Annotated in this window: 18 protein-coding genes; 4 read left to right on the plus strand and 14 right to left on the minus strand. The window is 72.6% G+C overall.

Going from position 1 to position 15,108, the window contains the following annotated elements; genetic code table 11:
* Positions 1-142 precede the first annotated feature (142 nt).
* The 11 genes from htpX to ASG95_RS17825 all read right to left on the minus strand — a co-directional run bounded on the left by htpX (position 143) and on the right by ASG95_RS17825 (position 10,073).
* Positions 143-1,030 (minus strand): zinc metalloprotease HtpX, encoded by an 888-nt coding sequence (htpX, locus tag ASG95_RS17775; RefSeq protein WP_057378314.1) that lies wholly within the window; start codon positions 1,028-1,030, stop codon positions 143-145.
* A 60-nt stretch (positions 1,031-1,090) separates the two neighbouring features.
* The gene (locus ASG95_RS17780) at positions 1,091-2,596 is read right to left on the minus strand and encodes a proton-conducting transporter membrane subunit (protein ID WP_057378315.1); all 1,506 of its coding nucleotides are present in this window, start codon (positions 2,594-2,596) and stop codon (positions 1,091-1,093) included.
* A 49-nt stretch (positions 2,597-2,645) separates the two neighbouring features.
* Complete coding sequence (locus tag ASG95_RS17785; RefSeq protein ID WP_057378316.1) at positions 2,646-4,121, minus strand: NuoM family protein; 1,476 nt, start codon at positions 4,119-4,121, stop codon at positions 2,646-2,648.
* Positions 4,122-4,167: 46 nt separating this feature from the next.
* Positions 4,168-6,042 (minus strand): NADH-quinone oxidoreductase subunit L, encoded by a 1,875-nt coding sequence (locus tag ASG95_RS17790; RefSeq protein ID WP_057378317.1) that lies wholly within the window; start codon positions 6,040-6,042, stop codon positions 4,168-4,170.
* Complete coding sequence (nuoK, locus tag ASG95_RS17795) at positions 6,039-6,386, minus strand: NADH-quinone oxidoreductase subunit NuoK (protein ID WP_057378318.1); 348 nt, start codon at positions 6,384-6,386, stop codon at positions 6,039-6,041. Before nuoK ends, ASG95_RS17790 begins: the two co-directional genes overlap by 4 nt.
* Positions 6,383-6,925 (minus strand): NADH-quinone oxidoreductase subunit J, encoded by a 543-nt coding sequence (locus tag ASG95_RS17800; RefSeq protein ID WP_057378319.1) that lies wholly within the window; start codon positions 6,923-6,925, stop codon positions 6,383-6,385. The genes nuoK and ASG95_RS17800 overlap by 4 nt, the downstream gene beginning before the upstream one ends.
* The gene (locus ASG95_RS17805; RefSeq protein WP_057378320.1) at positions 6,922-7,581 is read right to left on the minus strand and encodes an NADH-quinone oxidoreductase subunit I; all 660 of its coding nucleotides are present in this window, start codon (positions 7,579-7,581) and stop codon (positions 6,922-6,924) included. The genes ASG95_RS17800 and ASG95_RS17805 overlap by 4 nt, the downstream gene beginning before the upstream one ends.
* Entirely contained in the window at positions 7,578-8,537 is a 960-nt protein-coding gene (gene nuoH, locus ASG95_RS17810) for an NADH-quinone oxidoreductase subunit NuoH (RefSeq protein ID WP_200961934.1), read from the minus strand. Before nuoH ends, ASG95_RS17805 begins: the two co-directional genes overlap by 4 nt.
* Positions 8,534-9,064, minus strand: coding sequence for an NADH-quinone oxidoreductase subunit C (locus ASG95_RS17815; RefSeq protein WP_056924220.1), 531 nt, complete (start codon positions 9,062-9,064; stop codon positions 8,534-8,536). Before ASG95_RS17815 ends, nuoH begins: the two co-directional genes overlap by 4 nt.
* On the minus strand, positions 9,061-9,627 hold the full coding sequence (locus ASG95_RS17820; protein ID WP_056924287.1) for an NADH-quinone oxidoreductase subunit B: 567 nt from the start codon (positions 9,625-9,627) through the stop codon (positions 9,061-9,063). The genes ASG95_RS17815 and ASG95_RS17820 overlap by 4 nt, the downstream gene beginning before the upstream one ends.
* An 89-nt stretch (positions 9,628-9,716) precedes the next feature.
* The gene (locus ASG95_RS17825; RefSeq protein WP_056924221.1) at positions 9,717-10,073 is read right to left on the minus strand and encodes an NADH-quinone oxidoreductase subunit A; all 357 of its coding nucleotides are present in this window, start codon (positions 10,071-10,073) and stop codon (positions 9,717-9,719) included.
* A gap of 133 nt (positions 10,074-10,206) precedes the next feature.
* Between ASG95_RS17825 and ASG95_RS17830 the strand changes: the two genes are divergently transcribed.
* The 3 genes from ASG95_RS17830 (at position 10,207) to ASG95_RS17840 (ending at position 12,352) form a co-directional block, all read left to right on the plus strand.
* Positions 10,207-10,854, plus strand: coding sequence for an LON peptidase substrate-binding domain-containing protein (locus tag ASG95_RS17830; protein ID WP_057378322.1), 648 nt, complete (start codon positions 10,207-10,209; stop codon positions 10,852-10,854).
* 104 nt (positions 10,855-10,958) lie between these two features.
* Positions 10,959-11,462 carry a DinB family protein gene (locus ASG95_RS17835; protein WP_057378323.1) on the plus strand — a complete coding sequence of 168 codons (504 nt, stop codon included), beginning with the start codon at positions 10,959-10,961 and terminating at the stop codon, positions 11,460-11,462.
* 11 nt (positions 11,463-11,473) lie between these two features.
* Entirely contained in the window at positions 11,474-12,352 is an 879-nt protein-coding gene (locus ASG95_RS17840) for an NAD(P)-dependent oxidoreductase (RefSeq protein ID WP_057378982.1), read from the plus strand.
* 113 nt (positions 12,353-12,465) lie between these two features.
* On the opposite strand, the gene ASG95_RS17845 is transcribed toward ASG95_RS17840, so the two are convergent.
* Both ASG95_RS17845 and ASG95_RS17850 read right to left on the minus strand, forming a co-directional pair.
* Positions 12,466-13,008, minus strand: a complete 543-nt coding sequence (locus ASG95_RS17845) for a GNAT family N-acetyltransferase (protein ID WP_057378324.1) — start codon at positions 13,006-13,008, stop codon at positions 12,466-12,468.
* A 150-nt stretch (positions 13,009-13,158) separates the two neighbouring features.
* The gene (locus ASG95_RS17850) at positions 13,159-14,142 is read right to left on the minus strand and encodes a glycoside hydrolase family 68 protein (protein WP_057378325.1); all 984 of its coding nucleotides are present in this window, start codon (positions 14,140-14,142) and stop codon (positions 13,159-13,161) included.
* A 133-nt stretch (positions 14,143-14,275) separates the two neighbouring features.
* On the opposite strand from ASG95_RS17850, the gene ASG95_RS17855 reads away from it, so the two are divergent.
* The gene (locus ASG95_RS17855; protein ID WP_057378326.1) at positions 14,276-14,692 is read left to right on the plus strand and encodes a cupin domain-containing protein; all 417 of its coding nucleotides are present in this window, start codon (positions 14,276-14,278) and stop codon (positions 14,690-14,692) included.
* Here ASG95_RS17855 and ASG95_RS17860 read toward each other — a convergent pair.
* Positions 14,689-15,003, minus strand: coding sequence for a DUF2087 domain-containing protein (locus tag ASG95_RS17860; protein WP_057378327.1), 315 nt, complete (start codon positions 15,001-15,003; stop codon positions 14,689-14,691). The genes ASG95_RS17855 and ASG95_RS17860 overlap by 4 nt on opposite strands.
* Between the last annotated feature and the right edge of the window lie 105 nt (positions 15,004-15,108).

Genomic DNA, 15,108 nt, shown 5'->3' on the forward strand with positions numbered 1-15,108 from the left:
GAAAAGGCCCGCACACTGGCGGGCCCACTCACACGAGGAACTGCAACTGCGCCAACTGTAACGTGAATCCGCCAGACTTTCATTCCCGGGCCCTGGCGAGTCGCCGACAGGCGGTCTGGGGTGGGCCCGGAAAGGGGTCAGATCAGCGCTGGCGGAAGCCGTAGGCCTGCTGCTCGAGCCGGGCGATCCGCTCGGTCATCGGGGGGTGCGTCGAGAAGAACCGCGACACGTCCTGCGGCCGGAACGGGTTGGCGATCATCAGGTGGCTGGAGTTCTGGATCGCCGGCGTCGGCTGCAGGGGCGCCTGGGCGACTCCGGCCTCGAGCTTGCGCAGGGCCGACGCGAGCGCCAGGGGGTCACCGGTGAGCTTGGCTCCGTCCTCGTCCGCGTCGTACTCGCGGGTGCGGCTGATCGCCATCTGGATCATCATCGCGGCGAACGGCGCGAGGAGCGCCATCGCGAGCATCGCCAGCGGGTTGGGGCGGTCCTCGTCGTTGCCCCCACCGCCGAACATGCCTGCGAACATGAGCATCTGGGCCACCGAGGTGATCACGCCGGCCACTGCCGCGGCCACCGAGCCGGTGAGGATGTCGCGGTTGTAGACGTGCATCAGCTCGTGGCCGAGGACCCCGCGCAGCTCACGCTCGTCGAGCAGCCCGAGGATGCCTTCGGTGCAGCAGACGGCGGCGTTCTCGGGGTTGCGGCCGGTCGCGAAGGCGTTGGGTGCGGCGGTGGGGCTGATGAAGAGCTTGGGCATCGGCTTGCCGGCCGCGGTCGAGAGCTCACGGACGATGCGGTACATCGCCGGGGCCTGCGCCTCGCTGACGGGGTAGGCGTGCATCGCCTTGATGGCGAGCTTGTCGGAGTTCCAGTAGCCGTAGGCGGTCATGCCGACGCCGAAGAGGGCGAACAGCCAGATGAACGCCGAGCTGCCCGTCGAGGCCGAGATGACCCCACCGATACCGAGCAGGAGGGCGAAGATCCCGCCGAAGAGGGCTGCGGTCTTGAGCCCATTGAAATGGTTGTGCATGTCTGCCTCAACGCTCCCTTCCGTGCTGGCGTTCCCCGTGCAGCCGCCCTGCAGTGCCGCTCAGCCGAGCAGCCCGAGCAGCAGCTGGGGCATCAGGCTGGTGGCCACGAGGGCGGTCCCGCCGAGGACGAGCGCGGCCAGTGCAGACCGGGGGATGCGGCGGATGACGGCGCGGGCCGGTCCCTCGTCGGGGTCCCGGAGCAGCACCGCGAACCAACGCAGGTAGACCGCCACCCCGATCACGGCGTTGAGCACCGCCACGGCGACGAGCAGCCACTGGCCGGCGCCGACGACCGGACGCAGCGCGACCACCTTCGCCACGAGGCCGATGACCCCCGGCGGCAGACCGGCGAGCGACAGCAGGGCCAGGCCCAGCGCCCCACCGAGCAGCGGGTGGGCGCGCAGCAGCCCGGTGTATGCCGCGAGCGTGCGTCCCGGGTCGACCACCCCGCGACGCCGTGGCGTGGCCGTGACCACGTGCACCACCGTGAACGCGACCAACGTCGCGACCACGTAGGCGAGCAGGTATCCCCCGGACGCCGCGGCGGAGTCGTCGTCGAGCGCCGAGAGCGGCAGCACCACCCAGCCGGCCTGGGCGACGGTGGACCACGCGAGCAGCCGCACCGGGTCGTCCTGCACCAGTGCCAGGACGTTGCCGACGGTCATCGACACGGCGGCCAGGATGCCGATGGCGACCAGCACCGGGGTGCCTGCCCCGACGAGTGGCTGGACCAGCACGAGCAGGGCGGCGAGCGCGGCCACCTTCGAGGTCGCGGCGAGGAAGGCGGCGACCGGTTCGGTGGCACCGGCATAGGCCTGCGGTGTCCAGACGTGGAACGGGACGAGGCTGAGCTTGAACCCCAGGCCGGCGAGCAGGAGCAGCGCGCCGAGCAGGAGCACGACCCGGCGCTCCGGGTCGGCGAGCGCGTCCTGCACCCCACCGGCTGCGAAGACGGCTTCGCGGGTGGACAGCAGCCACAGCGCTGCTCCCAGCACGACCATCGCGAACGAGACGAGCGACGTCGTCAGCAGGGCGAGCGCACCCCGTCCGGCCGGAGCGTCACCGCGGAGGGCGACCAGCGCGATCGCCGGCAGGGTGGCCAGCTCGAGGCACACCAGCCACGACCCGAGGTCGTGCGCGGCCGCGACACCCGCGGCACCGGCCGTCGCCGCGAGGACCAGCGACACGATGACCGCCGGGCCGCTCCGCAGGTGGTCGCGGGGGTCGGCCCCGGGCCAGCTGAGCAGGAGGACGAGGAGCGCCGACGCGAGGGCGCCCAGCTGCAAGGCGCTGGCGAGCGGACCCGCTTCGTAGAGGCAGGCGCCGTCGGGAGCAGGCAGGCACAGCGTGCGCAGCGGGTCGTCGGCCGAGCGCAGCGCCCCGGGCACGGCGAGGGCGATGCCGGCCACCAGCGCGAGGACGCCGACGGCGGCATGCAGCCGGACCAGCCGGGGGGCCATCACGTCCACGACGAGGACGAGCACGGCGCCCAGGGCGGGGACGGCGACAGGGGCCAGGGCCACCCAGTCGAAGGTGACCAGGGTGGTGGCCGTGGGCGCGCTCATCCGGCACCCCCGATCGTGATGGTGACCATGGTGGTGGCCGTGGGCGCGCTCATGGCGCGGCTCCGATGATGGTGCTCACCGTGTCGTCGGTGAGGGCGAGCAGCGGCCCGGGTGCGATGCCCAGCAGCAGGACGGCCAGGACCAGCACGGCGATGACGTCCCACTCGCTGTCGCGGCTGTCCTCGATCCGGGGCTCGGAGCGCTCGCCGGCCCAGACCGTCCGCAGGACCCGCAACGCGTAGGCGGCGGCCAGGACCGTCCCCAGGGCGCCGACGACGGCCAGGGCGCGGAAGAGCCATTCGGGACGGTCGGCGGCGGGTGACCACGCGGCATACACGCTGAGGAACTCGCCCCAGAAGCCCGCGAGGCCGGGCAGCCCCAGCGAGGCGGCGAGCCCGACGACGAGGGCGAACCCGAGGCGCGGGGTGACCTCCCGCAGCGCGGCCCGCGCCGTCTCCAGGTCGGCACTCCCCCAGCGCTCCTTGAGCCCGCCCACGACGACGAACAGGAGCGCGGAGACCACGCCGTGGGCGACGTTCGCGAACAGCGCGGCCTGCAGGCCGGTGCGGGTGCCGCTGGACAGCCCGAGGACCACGAAGCCCATGTGGGCCACGGACGAGTAGGCGACCAGCCGCTTGAGATCACGCTCGACCAGGCAGGCCAGGCCTCCCCAGAGGATGCCGACCGCGCCGAGCACCGCGAGGACCGGTGCGACGTGCGCGAAGCCCTCCGGCAGCGAAGCCAGCGGCAGCCGGACCAGACCGTAGGTACCCATCTTGAGGAGCACGGCGGCCAGCAGCACCGAGCCGGCGGTCGGTGCGGTGGTGTGGGCCGGCGGGAGCCAGGTGTGCACCGGGAAGACCGGCACCTTGACGGCCAGCCCGGCCACCAGCAGCGCCGCGACGAGGGTCTGGGTGCCGACGGGTATGCCGTGCCCGCCGCCCTGGGCGAGGACGTCGAGGTCGGACGTGCCGGCCTTGGCGACGAGGGCGAGGATGCCGACGAGCATCAGGGTCGAGCCGAAGGCCGTGTAGAGGACGAACCGTCCCCCGGCGTCGGCCCGCGCGGCCGCGTCGTGGGGGTCGCCGAACCGGGTGATGAGCACCCACATCGGCACGAGGACCAGCTCGAACGCCACGAAGAAGAGCACCGCGTCACGCGCGTAGAAGGTGGCCAGCGCGCCGAACTCGACCAGGAGCAGGCAGGCGTGGAAGGCAGCCGTGGTGCCACCCTGCGGCGGCCGGTCGAGGGTGTGCAGGACCACCCCGACGCCGAGGATCGCGGTGAGCAGCAGGAGCGGCGCGCTGATCCCGTCGACCGCCAGCTGCCAGCGCAGCCCGAGCGATGGCACCCACGCGCGGTCGACGGTGGGGCGGGTGATCACGGCGAACAGCACGCCGGCGAGCGTCACGACACTGGCCGCGCTGGCGAGCAGGTTGGCGGTGCGGTGGGAGACGCCGCGGCCACCCGTGAGCAGCCAGACGGCGACGGCGGCCGGGACCACGAGGCTGACCAGGATCACCACGGCGTCACCTTCACCACGGTCTGGTGGTTCACCACGGTCGGTTGGTTCACCACAGCGCCACCCCTGCGAGGGCGACCGCCACGACCCCGGCCACGACCCAGGCCAGCCCGGAGGCGGCCACCTCGCCCCGGTGGGCCCGCTGGCCGCCGGTGCCACCGAACCGGGTCGCCGCAGCCGCCCCGCGGACGTACGCGTCGACGACCTCCCGGTCGAGGAACACCACGAGGTGCGCCAGCGCGAGCACGGGGCGTGCGACCAGCGCGACGTAGAGCCGGTCCACCCCGAGCCCGGCGTCGAACGACGGCATCCGCGCGCCGACGACCCGGACGGCCGGGTCCTTCCCCGCGGCGACCGAGCGGACTGCCAGACCGGCCCCGACGATGAGCAGGATGCTGAGCAACGCGACGAGCCAGCCGATGTGGCCGCCGAGGTCGAGCAACGGGGTCACGACGACGAGGCCGCCGACGACGGTGAGGACGGTCAGGACCGTGACCGCCGTGCGGACGCCGACGGTCGCGGTGTCGGCGTCGTGGCGCTCGATGTCGGCGGAGCCCAGGTCGTCGAGCACGATCCAAGCGCGCATGCAGTAGGCCGCGGTGAGGGCGACCGTCAGCAGCCCGGCCAGGAGCACCAGCCAGGCGCGGGCCTCGCCTGCGCCGATGCCGGCCTCCGCTGCGTCAAGCACGTGCTCCTTGGAGACGAACCCGACCAGCGGCGGGACCCCTGCGAGCGAGAGCAGCCCGACGAACATCGCCGGCCGGATGAAGAGGTGGCCCCGCACCCCGCCGCGCATCGTGGCCGCGGCGGTGCCGCCGACCGTGACGCTGAGCCAGCCGATCGCGAGGAACAGCAACGCCTTGAAGAACGCGTGGGAGTAGAGGTGGAGGACGCCCGCGCCGGGCCCGTCGTCCGCCGGTGCCACCGCGAGCGCGGACAGCATGAGGGCGACCTGGCTCAGGGTCGAGTAGGCGAGCAGCCGCTTGAGGTCGCTCTGCCCGAAGGCCAGCACCGCGGCATACACCATCGTCACGGCGGTGCTCAGCGCGAGCAGCCAGCGGGCACCGTCGGCGGCGGCGAGGACGTCGAAGAGCTGGGCGAGCACGAAGGTGCCGGCGGCGACCATCGTCGCGGCGTGGATCAGGGCCGAGGCGGGCGTCGGGCCCTCCATGGCGTCGGGGAGCCAGTCGTGGAAGGGCACCATGCCCGACTTGCCGAGGATGCCGATGACGAGCAGCACCATGGCCGCGTTGAGCAGGGTGGTGCTGGGGCCGGTGCAGGCTCCCGCGTCGTTGCAGCCGGTACCGGCCCAGGACTGCACGACCCGCCGGTATGCCGTGGAGCCGGCTCCCGCGGCGAGGATCACCACCCCGAGGACGAAGCCGACGTCCGCGAGGCGGGTGACGAGGAAGGCCTTCAGCGCGGCGCGGCGGGCGGTCTCCTTGCGGCTCCAGTGGCCGATCAGGAGGTACGAGCACCAGCCCATCACCTCCCAGCCGACGAGGGTGAGGACGAGGTCGGCGGACTGGACCACGAGGAGCATGGCGCCGGTGAAGAGCGAGACGGTGGCGGCGAAGATGCCGTAGCGGTCGTCGTCCTTCAGGTACCACCCCGCGAAGACCTGCACCGCCCAGCCGACGACGGCGACCACCAGCGCGATCGTCGCGGTGGCGGTGGTCGCCTGCAGCTGCAACGGGATCCGCAGCTCCCCAGCGGCGAGGGCCGGGATCGACGAGACCGTGCGCGCGCCGGACGAGCCGTGGACGCCGACCACCTCGGCCAGGGCGAAGAGCACCCCGAGGACGGCGGCGCCGACGGCCAGGAGCCGGGCCGCGCGGACGTCGGCCCGACGCGCCACCAGCAGGCCGAGGAGGGCCGCCACGACGGGGACGAGGACGACGAGCCGGGTGGCGGTGCCGCTCACGACCGCACCTCGTCGACCTCGCCGATGACTGGCTCGCTGACCGGTTCGCTGACCGGCTCGCTGAGGTCGACTGCGCCGCGCAGCCGGAAGACGGCCAGCACCACGGCCAGCGCGACCACCACCTCGGCCGCGGCGATGGTGATGACGAACAGGGTGAGGACGTTGCCGGCGGCCCAGCGGTCGCCGCCGCTCGCGCCCACGGAGACGAGCAGGAGGTTCGCCGCGTTGAGCACCAGCTCGACTCCGATGAGCACCAGCACGGCGTTGCGCCGGGCGAGCACGCCATAGGTGCCGAGCCCGGCAAGGACCGCGGCGAGCAGGTAGGGACCCGCGAGGTGGATCATCCGACGCCGTCCTCACCGGTCACCGCGGGCTCGGCGGCGACCGGTGGACGCGTCATGCGCGACACCGCCATCGCGGCCACCAGCGCGACCAGCAGGAGGACGGACAGGACCTCGAAGGGCCAGACCCAGGTGCCGAACAGCTGCTCGGCGAGCTGGGTGGTGGACGTGTCACGACGCTCGACGGCCGGGCCGGCCAGTGGCAGCAGCGCGGCGGCCAGCAGCGCGGTCACTCCTGCGCCCAGGACGCCGGCCAGCACGCGGTGCAGGCGGCCGGTGCTGATGTCGGGGTTCGCGCCGATCGGCGCGCGGGTCAGCATGAGGGCGAAGAGGACCAGCACGACGATCGCGCCGACGTAGACGAGCAGCTGCACGAGCGCGACGAACTCCGCCCCGAGCACCAGGTAGCAACCCGCCACCGCGCCGAGGCAGACCACCAGCCAGAGCGCGGCGTGCACCACGTGGCGGGTGGTCACGGCGAGCAGCCCGCTAGCGGCCGTGACGAGGCCGACCGCGGCGAAGGCGACGTCGAGAGCCGTCATTCCCCGGGCTCCGGGGCTGGCTCCGATGCGGTCGGGGGCGGCGGCTCCTGGCCGGACGCGGGCGGCGGCTCCTGGCCGGACGGGGTGGCCCGGGTCGGTGCCGAGCGGGCCGGGGTGGTGCGGACCAGGCGCCCGGGGCGGGTGGTCGCGCCGATCTCGGCGGCCTCGGCGGAGTGCTCGTCGAGCGCCGAGGGCGGCGGCACCGTGGGCATCCACTGGCCGAGCCGGTCCTTCTCGTGCAGGAGGTCGCGGATGTCGAGCTCGGAGTACTCGAACTCGGGGCTCCAGTGCAGCGCGTCGAACGGGCAGACCTCGATGCAGATGCCGCAGTACATGCAGAGGCTGAAGTCGATCGCGAACCGGTCGAGGACGTTGCGCTGCCGCTCGCGTCCACCCGGGGTCGTCGCGGGGATCGTCTCCTTGTGGGAGTCGATGTAGATGCACCAGTCGGGGCACTCGCGGGCGCAGAGCATGCAGGAGGTGCAGTTCTCCTCGAGCAGCGCGATCACCCCACGGCTGCGCGGCGGCAGGTGGGGTTGCGCGTGGGGGTACTCCGCAGTGTGGGTCGGCTTGGCCATGGTCCGCGCCGTCGTGGCCAGCCCCTTGAGGATCCCGGGTATGCCGATGGCTCCCGGCTTCTTCGCCTCTTCAGTCATGCTGCGACCACCACCCAGACTCCGGTCAGGGCCAGCTGGGCCAGCGCCAGGGGCACCAGGACGAGCCAGGCCAGTCGTTGCAGCTGGTCCTCGCGCAGCCGCGGCCAGGCCACCCGGAGCCAGATGACGACCACCGCGATGCAGAAGCCCTTGAGCAGGGTCCACAACCAGCCGAGCTGGTCGCTGGCCAGGCCGTGCCAGCCACCGAGGTAGAGGACGGCGAACAGCAGGGACATGACGACGATCCCGGCGTACTCGCTGAGCAGGAAGAACGCGAACCGCAGCCCGGTGTACTCGGTGTAGGCGCCGAACACGATCTCGGAGTCGGCGACCGGCATGTCGAACGGCGGGCGCTGGAGCTCGGCCACGGCGGACACCAGGAACACGATCGCCCCCGGGAGCTGGAGGACCAGCCACCACGGTGACCAGGCGACGACGATGCCCGACAGCGAGAGGGAGCCTGCGGCGAGGCAGACGCTCGCGACGGCGAGCACCATCGGCAGCTCGTAGGAGAGCAGCTGCGCGGCCGCCCGCATGGCGCCCAGCAGGGAGTACTTGTTGGCGCTCGCCCACCCGGCCATCAGGGTGCCGAGGATGCCGACCGCGGTGACCGCGAGGACGAACACCGCCGACGCAGGCAGGTCGGCCGCCACCACGTCCGGGCTGAGGGGGATGGCGGCCATCGCGACGAGGTAGGGGACGAGGGCGACCGCCGGGGCGAACCGGAAGACCCGCTGGTCGGCAGCCGCCGGGGTGATGTCCTCCTTCTGCACGAACTTGACCCCATCGGCGACCAGCTGCGCCCACCCGTGGAACCCACCGGCATACATGGGGCCGAGGCGGCCCTGCATGTGGGCCATCACCTTGTGCTCGGTCTGGCCCACCAGCAACGGGAGGACGAGGAAGGCCGCCAGCACGCCGACGGCGCGCAGCGTCACCTCGACGGCGTCGTTCACCGCGGCCCCCACTCGGGGTCGGGCACACCCGGCGCGGAGACGCGGCGCCGACCGGTGGGCTTGGCGTGCTCGGACTCGCCCGGCTCCTTGGCGCCCGGCCACGGCTTGGAGGCGCGCGCCGCGAGGACGAACGACTTGCGCAGCGGCGTGCCCTCGAAGCCGTCGGGCAGGAGGAGCGGCCGCAGTCCGAGTCCGGTGCCGTCGTCGAAGCCGTCGAAGTCGAGACCGAACATCTCGTGGGTCTCGCGCTCGTGCCACGCCACACCACGGAACACCGGCGTCAGGCTGGCCAGGCTGGACCCGGATGGGACGCGAGTGCGGAAGAGCTTGCGGCGCAACGACTTCGGCGTCGAGCCATCCATCAGGTGGCACACGACGTCGAGCCCGGGAGCCTGCTCGTCGTCGAGCTGGTCGACTGCGGTCAGCCAGTCGAAGAACGTGTAGCCCTCAGCCAGAGCAGCGGAGATCGTCTCGACCCAGTCGGCAGGGTCGACCTCGGCCCGAGTGAGCGCGGTGGGGTCGCTCACGGGGCGGCCTTGGTCGGCGGCGGCACGAGCGGGCGGTTGACCTCGGCTGCCGATGCGATGCGGTGGCCGGCGTACTTCGCACGAATTCCCTTGGTGGTCAACGTCTCTGCGGCGATCTTCTCCTGGAGCTTGAGGATGCCCTGGAGCAGTGACTCGGGACGCGGTGGGCATCCGGGCACATAGACGTCGACGGGGATGATCGTGTCGACGCCCTTGGTGACCGAGTAGGAGTCCCAGTAGGGGCCACCCGAGTTCGAGCAGGCGCCGAACGAGATGACGTACTTGGGCTCGGGCATCTGGTCGTAGAGCCGCCGCACGGCCGGCGCCATCTTGTCGGTGACGGTGCCGGACACGACCATCAAGTCGGCCTGCCGGGGGCCGGGCGCGAAGGGGATCACCCCGAGCCGGATGAAGTCGTGCCGGGCCATCGACGCCGCGATGAACTCGATGGCGCAGCAGGCCAGCCCGAAGTTGAAGACCCAGAGGGAGTAGCGGCGTCCCCAGTTGAGGACGACGCGGATCGGCTGGGGTGCCAGGTCCGTGGCCGGGCCGACGCGCGGCATCGGTAGCGGCGTGGGCCGGCTCGTCGATCCGGGGGCCGGCTGGGTCGGCTGGGTCGGCTGGGTCGGCTGGGTCGGCTGGGTCGTGGTCATCAGAGCCACCTCAGCAGACCGCGGCGGGCGGCGTGCACCAGTCCGACCAGCAGGATGCCGACGAAGACCGCGATCTCCACGAGCGACGCCACGCCGAGGTTGCTCCGGACGACGAGCGCCCAGGGGAACAGGTAGACCGCGTCGACGGCGAAGATGACGTAGAGGAACGCGTAGACGAAGTAGCGGACCTGGGTCTGCGCCCAGTCCCGCCCGACGGGGTCGACGCCGGACTCGTACGTCGTCAGCTTGGCGCGGGTCGGCGCCTTCGGGGCGAGCAGCGCCCTGGCGCCCATCGCAGCCACGAAGAGCAGCAGGCCGACCGCGACCACAGCGGCGATGACGACGTAGGGCGACACGGTTGGCAGCCTAGTGGGACGGCACCCCGCAGGGGTGGTGCGCCGACCTGGGTGCACCTGCCGAGACCCGGCGTGCGGCTGTGGGCCGCGCCTGGGGTGTTGCCCCGACGTGGTGCCACCTAGCGTGAGGGGCATGGCCCGGCTCCCGCTGTTCCCGCTCGGCACCGTGCTCGTGCCGGGGGCGACGTTGCCGTTGCAGCTCTTCGAACCGCGCTACCTCGAGCTGCTCAGCGACCTCGTCAACGCGATGGACGTGCCCGAGTTCGGGGTGGTCGCGATCCGGCAGGGCCACGAGGTCGGCCCCGAGGCGGTCCGTGACCTGCACGAGGTCGGCTGCGTGGCCCGGGTGCAGCAGGCCGCCGCGGTCGGCGACGGTCGCTACCTGGTGGTCTCCACCGGGGTGCGCCGGTTCCGGCTGGACGCGCTCGTGGAGGGTGCCGGCACGGCATACCTGACCGGGGAGGTCACCCTCCTCAAGGAGCGCACCGGCGACGCGGACGCGGTGGCGGACCTGGCCGACCGGTTGCGCGGCGCCCTGCACGACTACGCCGCCACCCTCGGGGCCGAGGAGCCGACGTGGCCCACCGATGCCGGCGAGCTCTCGTATGCCGTGGGCGCGGCCGTGGGCCTCGACCTCGGCGACCGGCAGCACCTGCTCGCCGCCGCCGACACCGAGACCCGGCTACGGCTCGGGCTCCGGCTGGTGCGGCGCGAGCGGCAGCTGGCCGCCACGCTCGGCGTGGTGCCGCCGATGCCCGAGCACGGGTTCAACCCCAACTAGCGGCCCACCCAGTTCCTCCGACCCAGCACCACCGGCCACCGGACAATCCGTTGGCGCCCGGCAATCCGCTGGCGCCCGGCCGGTCGGTGCGACAGGGTCGGCCCATGACGCGAACCGACAAACCCGAGGCCTGGGACGAGCGCACCACCCTGCTCACCATGCTCCAGTACACGCGAGACACCGCCGCCGAGAAGTGCCGCGACCTCGCCGACGAACACGTGGGGGCGGCGCCCCTGCCGGGGTCGCCGCTGATGAGCCTGGGCGGCGTGGTCAACCACCTGCGCTGGGTCGAGCACTCGTGGATCGAGAACCGGTTCGTCGGCGGTCCCGACCTCGGCCCGTGGACCGACGAGGAGCCCGACCGCGAGTTCAGCCTCGGTGCGACGACTCCGCTGGCCCAGACCTTGGCGGAGTACGCCGAGCAGGCCGAGCGCACCGACGCGATCATTGCCGGGCTCGACCTCGACGACCGCTCGCAGACACCGCTCCGGTCGGGCGAGCACCCCACGCTGCGGTGGGTGGTCCTGCACCTGATCGAGGAGAACTCACGCCACAACGGCCACCTCGACATCCTGCGCGAGCTGGCCGACGGCCGGACCGGCGACTGAGGGTGCCCGGCATGCCTGGGCTCGGGAACAGGGACCGCCTCACCATCGGGGTGGTGTCACCCGGTGCCATGGGGTCGGCCCTCGCCCGCGCCTGGCAGGCCGGTGGGGTGCGCGTGCTGGCGACGGTCGCCGGCCGCAGCGAACGCACGCGGACCCTGGCCGACGGGCTGGAGCTCGTCGCCGACCTTGACGCCGTGGTGGCCGGCAGCGACGTGGTCGCCAGCGTGGTGCCACCTGGCGGTGCCGTGTCGACGATGAGCGACGTCCTGGCGGCCTGCCGCCGCACCGGGGCGAGGCCGCTCCTGGCCGACCTCAACGCGATCTCGCCCGCGACGGTCCGCGAGCTCGCTGCCCTGGCCGGGTCGCAGGGCCTCGACTTCGTCGACGGGGCGATCAGCGGCGGCCCACCCGCGCCCGGGGGCGACACCATGCTCTACCTGTCCGGCGGCGCGGCGGCCGCCCTGGCGGAGCTCGCCACGGACGGGCTGCGCACGCGGGTCGTGGGCTCCGACCCGGGGTCGGCGTCGGCGGTGAAGATGTGCACCGCGTCGGTCTACAAGGGCAGCACCGCCCTGTGGGCCCAGGCGCTCCAGACGGCGCAGGCGCACGCCGTGCTCGACGTCGTGCTGGCCGACCTGGCCGAGGAGTTCCCCGGCGCGGCCGCCACCGCGGGTCGCCGGATCGCGGTGGCGACCAGCAAGAGCGCACGGTTCGTCGGCGAGATGGAGCAGATCGCGCAGACCCAGGGCGCGGCCGGGGCCAGCCCGGAGCTGTTCACCGCCATGGCGGCGGTCTACGCCCGGCTGGCCAGGACGCCGCTGGCAGCGCTGAGCCCCGAGCAGGCGCGCGACCTCACCGACCTCGAGGACGTCCTGCGCCGCCTCTCCTGACCCGCCTCACCTTTATCGGGTCTAGGGACAAAGGGTGGCTTCACCCCGGAACGTTTCCGGGGTGAAGCCGGCGCTTCTCCCTAGACCCGATAAAGATGGGACTCGGTCGGGGGCTAGCCGTCGAGCCGCTCGAAGGCGGGGGCGTAGCGGAACGCACCGGTGAGGCCGTCGCCCCAGGCGCCGAGGGTCCGCAGCATGAAGACGGCCGGTCCCCAGTCCTGCGGCGGGGTGATGCCGTGGTCGACCGCCGGGCCGAACCCGAAGCGCGGGTAGTAGGTGGGATGGCCGAGCAGGACGATCCCGCGCTGGCCCACGGCATCCGCGGCGGCGATGGTCGCGTGCATCAACGCCGAGCCGACCCCCGCACCCTGGCGCTCCGGCAGGACCCCGAGCGGGCCGAGTGCGGCCAGCGCCGCAGGCCGGTCGTCGAGGAAGGCGCGGCTCATCGCAACGTGACCGACGACGACCCCGTCCGCCACCGCGACGAGGCACAGCGGTGCCAGCAGGTCGCCTTCGGCCCGCAGCACGTCGACGAGGTGGGCCTCGAGCGACCCGTCGGTGGCCGGCGCGTCCGGCGTGGCCGGCTTCGCGAACGCGCGGCGGTGCAGCGCGCGGATCGCGTCGGCATCTGACGGCAGCTCCTGGCGGATGAACATGGTCGCGACCCTAGACAGGGAGCGGCGCTCCTCGCCTGCCAATATCCGCGCCGGGCGCGGGAGGTATGCCGCGTGGCCGGCTCAGCCACGCGGCATACCTCGGCGTGTGCTGTGGAGCTGTGCGTGAGCCGGCGACGTCAGCCGGCTGCGTCAGCGGGCGACGAGGTAGCCGTCGGCGTCGAGAGTGACGGGGATCGGGTCGATGATGTGGAAGCCGTCGATGCCCTTGGGTTCGAGGTTGCGGAACCCGACGAGCACCCACGACCCGTCGCGCTGCTGCACCAGCGGCGCGGCGAACAGGTCCGGCTCGGCCGCGAACGGGAGGGCCTTGTCAATGTCCCAGGGTCCGAGCGGTCCGGGACCGGGCACCGACCAGGTGCAGTACTCCCCGGTGCGGGCGATGCGCTCCGGTGTCATCTCCTGCGGGTGGCAGGTGAAGACGAGCACCCAGCGGCCGTCGATCTGCTTGTTCTGCAGGACTTCGAGCTGGCCGAACCCGGCGCCCGGCTCACACAGCGGCGGTCCCAGGGTCCAGGTCGCCAGGTCGGGGCTGGTGGCGTGGGCGACCACGCCGTCGTCGTTGCGCGCAGCGTCGCGGGCCCGCGCGCTGATCAACATGTGCCAGCCGTCGCCGTCCGGGTCGGCGAACACGAGGGGGTCGCGCCAGGTCTCGCTGGAGCCCTCGAGGTCGGGGCCTTCGGTGGGCGCCGGGGTGTTGGCCAGGTTCTTGTACCACCGTCCGTCGACGCCGACGACCGGCTCGGTGCCACTGCGCTCCCAGTGCTGCAGGTCGTCGGAGACCGCCGAGCCGACCCGCTGGTCGTAGACGTGGTGGCCGCGTTTCGAGACCGCGGTGTAGTACATCCGCCACCGCTCGCCGTCGTGGACCACCGAACCGGTCCAGATCGCGAGGTCGTCGAAGCGCTCGTTGCCACTGTGGTCGGGCCCGAAGCACTCGCCGAGGTAGGTCCAGTCGACGAGGTCGGGCGAGGTGGCGTGACCCACCGTGGCGGCGGTGTGCCGCTTGCCCGGGTCACCGAGCGAGCGCGGCGCCTGGAGGAAGAACAGGTGGTAGAGGTCGCCGTCGTCAGCCACCCAGGAGTCCCAGACCCAGAGGTCATCCAGCCTCAGCATGAGCCGAGTGTGGCAGCAGGTGGGGCCGCTCACCTGCTGAACCGAGTCGTGGAACGGGCGGGTGCGGCCGTCGTTCCCTGCGCTCCCCTGCCCCCACGCGTGCCGCGGTCCGCGGTCCGCGAGACTGGGGTTCATGAAGCCGCCGCTTGCCGAAGCCCTCGACCTCGAGCCACACCCGGAGGGTGGGTGGTACCGGCAGACCTGGGTGTCGCCGGCCACCGTCGAGCTCGCCGACGGACGCACCCGGTCGGCGGCGACCTTGATCTACTTCCTCCTCCCGGCCGGCGCGGAGTCGGCCTGGCACCGGGTCGCCTCCGACGAGCTGTGGCTCGCCCACAGGGGAGTCGTGACGCTCGAGCTGGGCGGCTCTGACGCGTCCCCGGCGCCCACCGACCAGTGCCAGCGCCGCACCCTGGGGGTCAGCGGTGACGCGCAGGTGCTCGTCCCCGCCGGGAGCTGGCAGCGGACCGTGGCAACGGACCACGACGCGCTCGTGAGCTGTCTGGTGTCGCCGGGGTTCGACTTCGAGGACTTCGAGCTGGCGACCTAGGACGTCGCGGCGGGGTGCTCGATCGTGCCGCCCGCGCGCCAGTAGCGGCCGTCGCGGCGCTCGAGGAAACCCTCTTCGACCAGGTAGCGGCGCAGGGCCGCCACGTCGTCGTGCCAAGCGCGCAGGGAGTTGTTGACCTGGGCCTCGTCATAGGTCTGGCCGATCTCGAACGCCTGGGCCATTTCATTGAGGACGACGAGGCGCTTGCGGATACGGGTCGGGATCGCCGAGAGCCTCCCGTCAGGGAGCACGAAGGCACGCAGCACGGCCTCTCGGTCGGTGAGGGCGTTGTCGAGGGCTGGGCGGTCCATGCGTCGAACGTAGCTCGCAATCTCCTTTGGTCCCAACCATTTTCCCCGATGTTGTCTTCTGGCGGCAGTCCGTTTCTTGTCCACAGGCTGCTTCCGGTCAGCGCC

Source organism: Phycicoccus sp. Soil803 (assembly GCF_001429685.1).
Classification (GTDB): Bacteria; Actinomycetota; Actinomycetes; order Actinomycetales; family Dermatophilaceae; genus Pedococcus.

What these genes read in the sequence shown, in the direction of transcription:
- htpX (WP_057378314.1), bottom strand. Translation starts at nt 1,030, where the DNA reads ATGCACAACCATTTCAATGGGCTCAAGACCGCAGCCCTCTTCGGCGGG.
- ASG95_RS17780 (WP_057378315.1), bottom strand. Translation starts at nt 2,596, where the DNA reads ATGAGCGCGCCCACGGCCACCACCCTGGTCACCTTCGACTGGGTGGCC.
- nuoK (WP_057378318.1), bottom strand. Translation starts at nt 6,386, where the DNA reads ATGATCCACCTCGCGGGTCCCTACCTGCTCGCCGCGGTCCTTGCCGGG.
- ASG95_RS17800 (WP_057378319.1), bottom strand. Translation starts at nt 6,925, where the DNA reads ATGACGGCTCTCGACGTCGCCTTCGCCGCGGTCGGCCTCGTCACGGCC.
- ASG95_RS17805 (WP_057378320.1), bottom strand. Translation starts at nt 7,581, where the DNA reads ATGACTGAAGAGGCGAAGAAGCCGGGAGCCATCGGCATACCCGGGATC.
- ASG95_RS17820 (WP_056924287.1), bottom strand. Translation starts at nt 9,627, where the DNA reads ATGCCGCGCGTCGGCCCGGCCACGGACCTGGCACCCCAGCCGATCCGC.
- ASG95_RS17830 (WP_057378322.1), top strand. Translation starts at nt 10,207, where the DNA reads ATGGCCCGGCTCCCGCTGTTCCCGCTCGGCACCGTGCTCGTGCCGGGG.
- ASG95_RS17835 (WP_057378323.1), top strand. Translation starts at nt 10,959, where the DNA reads ATGACGCGAACCGACAAACCCGAGGCCTGGGACGAGCGCACCACCCTG.
- ASG95_RS17840 (WP_057378982.1), top strand. Translation starts at nt 11,474, where the DNA reads ATGCCTGGGCTCGGGAACAGGGACCGCCTCACCATCGGGGTGGTGTCA.
- ASG95_RS17845 (WP_057378324.1), bottom strand. Translation starts at nt 13,008, where the DNA reads ATGTTCATCCGCCAGGAGCTGCCGTCAGATGCCGACGCGATCCGCGCG.
- ASG95_RS17850 (WP_057378325.1), bottom strand. Translation starts at nt 14,142, where the DNA reads ATGCTGAGGCTGGATGACCTCTGGGTCTGGGACTCCTGGGTGGCTGAC.
- ASG95_RS17855 (WP_057378326.1), top strand. Translation starts at nt 14,276, where the DNA reads ATGAAGCCGCCGCTTGCCGAAGCCCTCGACCTCGAGCCACACCCGGAG.
- ASG95_RS17860 (WP_057378327.1), bottom strand. Translation starts at nt 15,003, where the DNA reads ATGGACCGCCCAGCCCTCGACAACGCCCTCACCGACCGAGAGGCCGTG.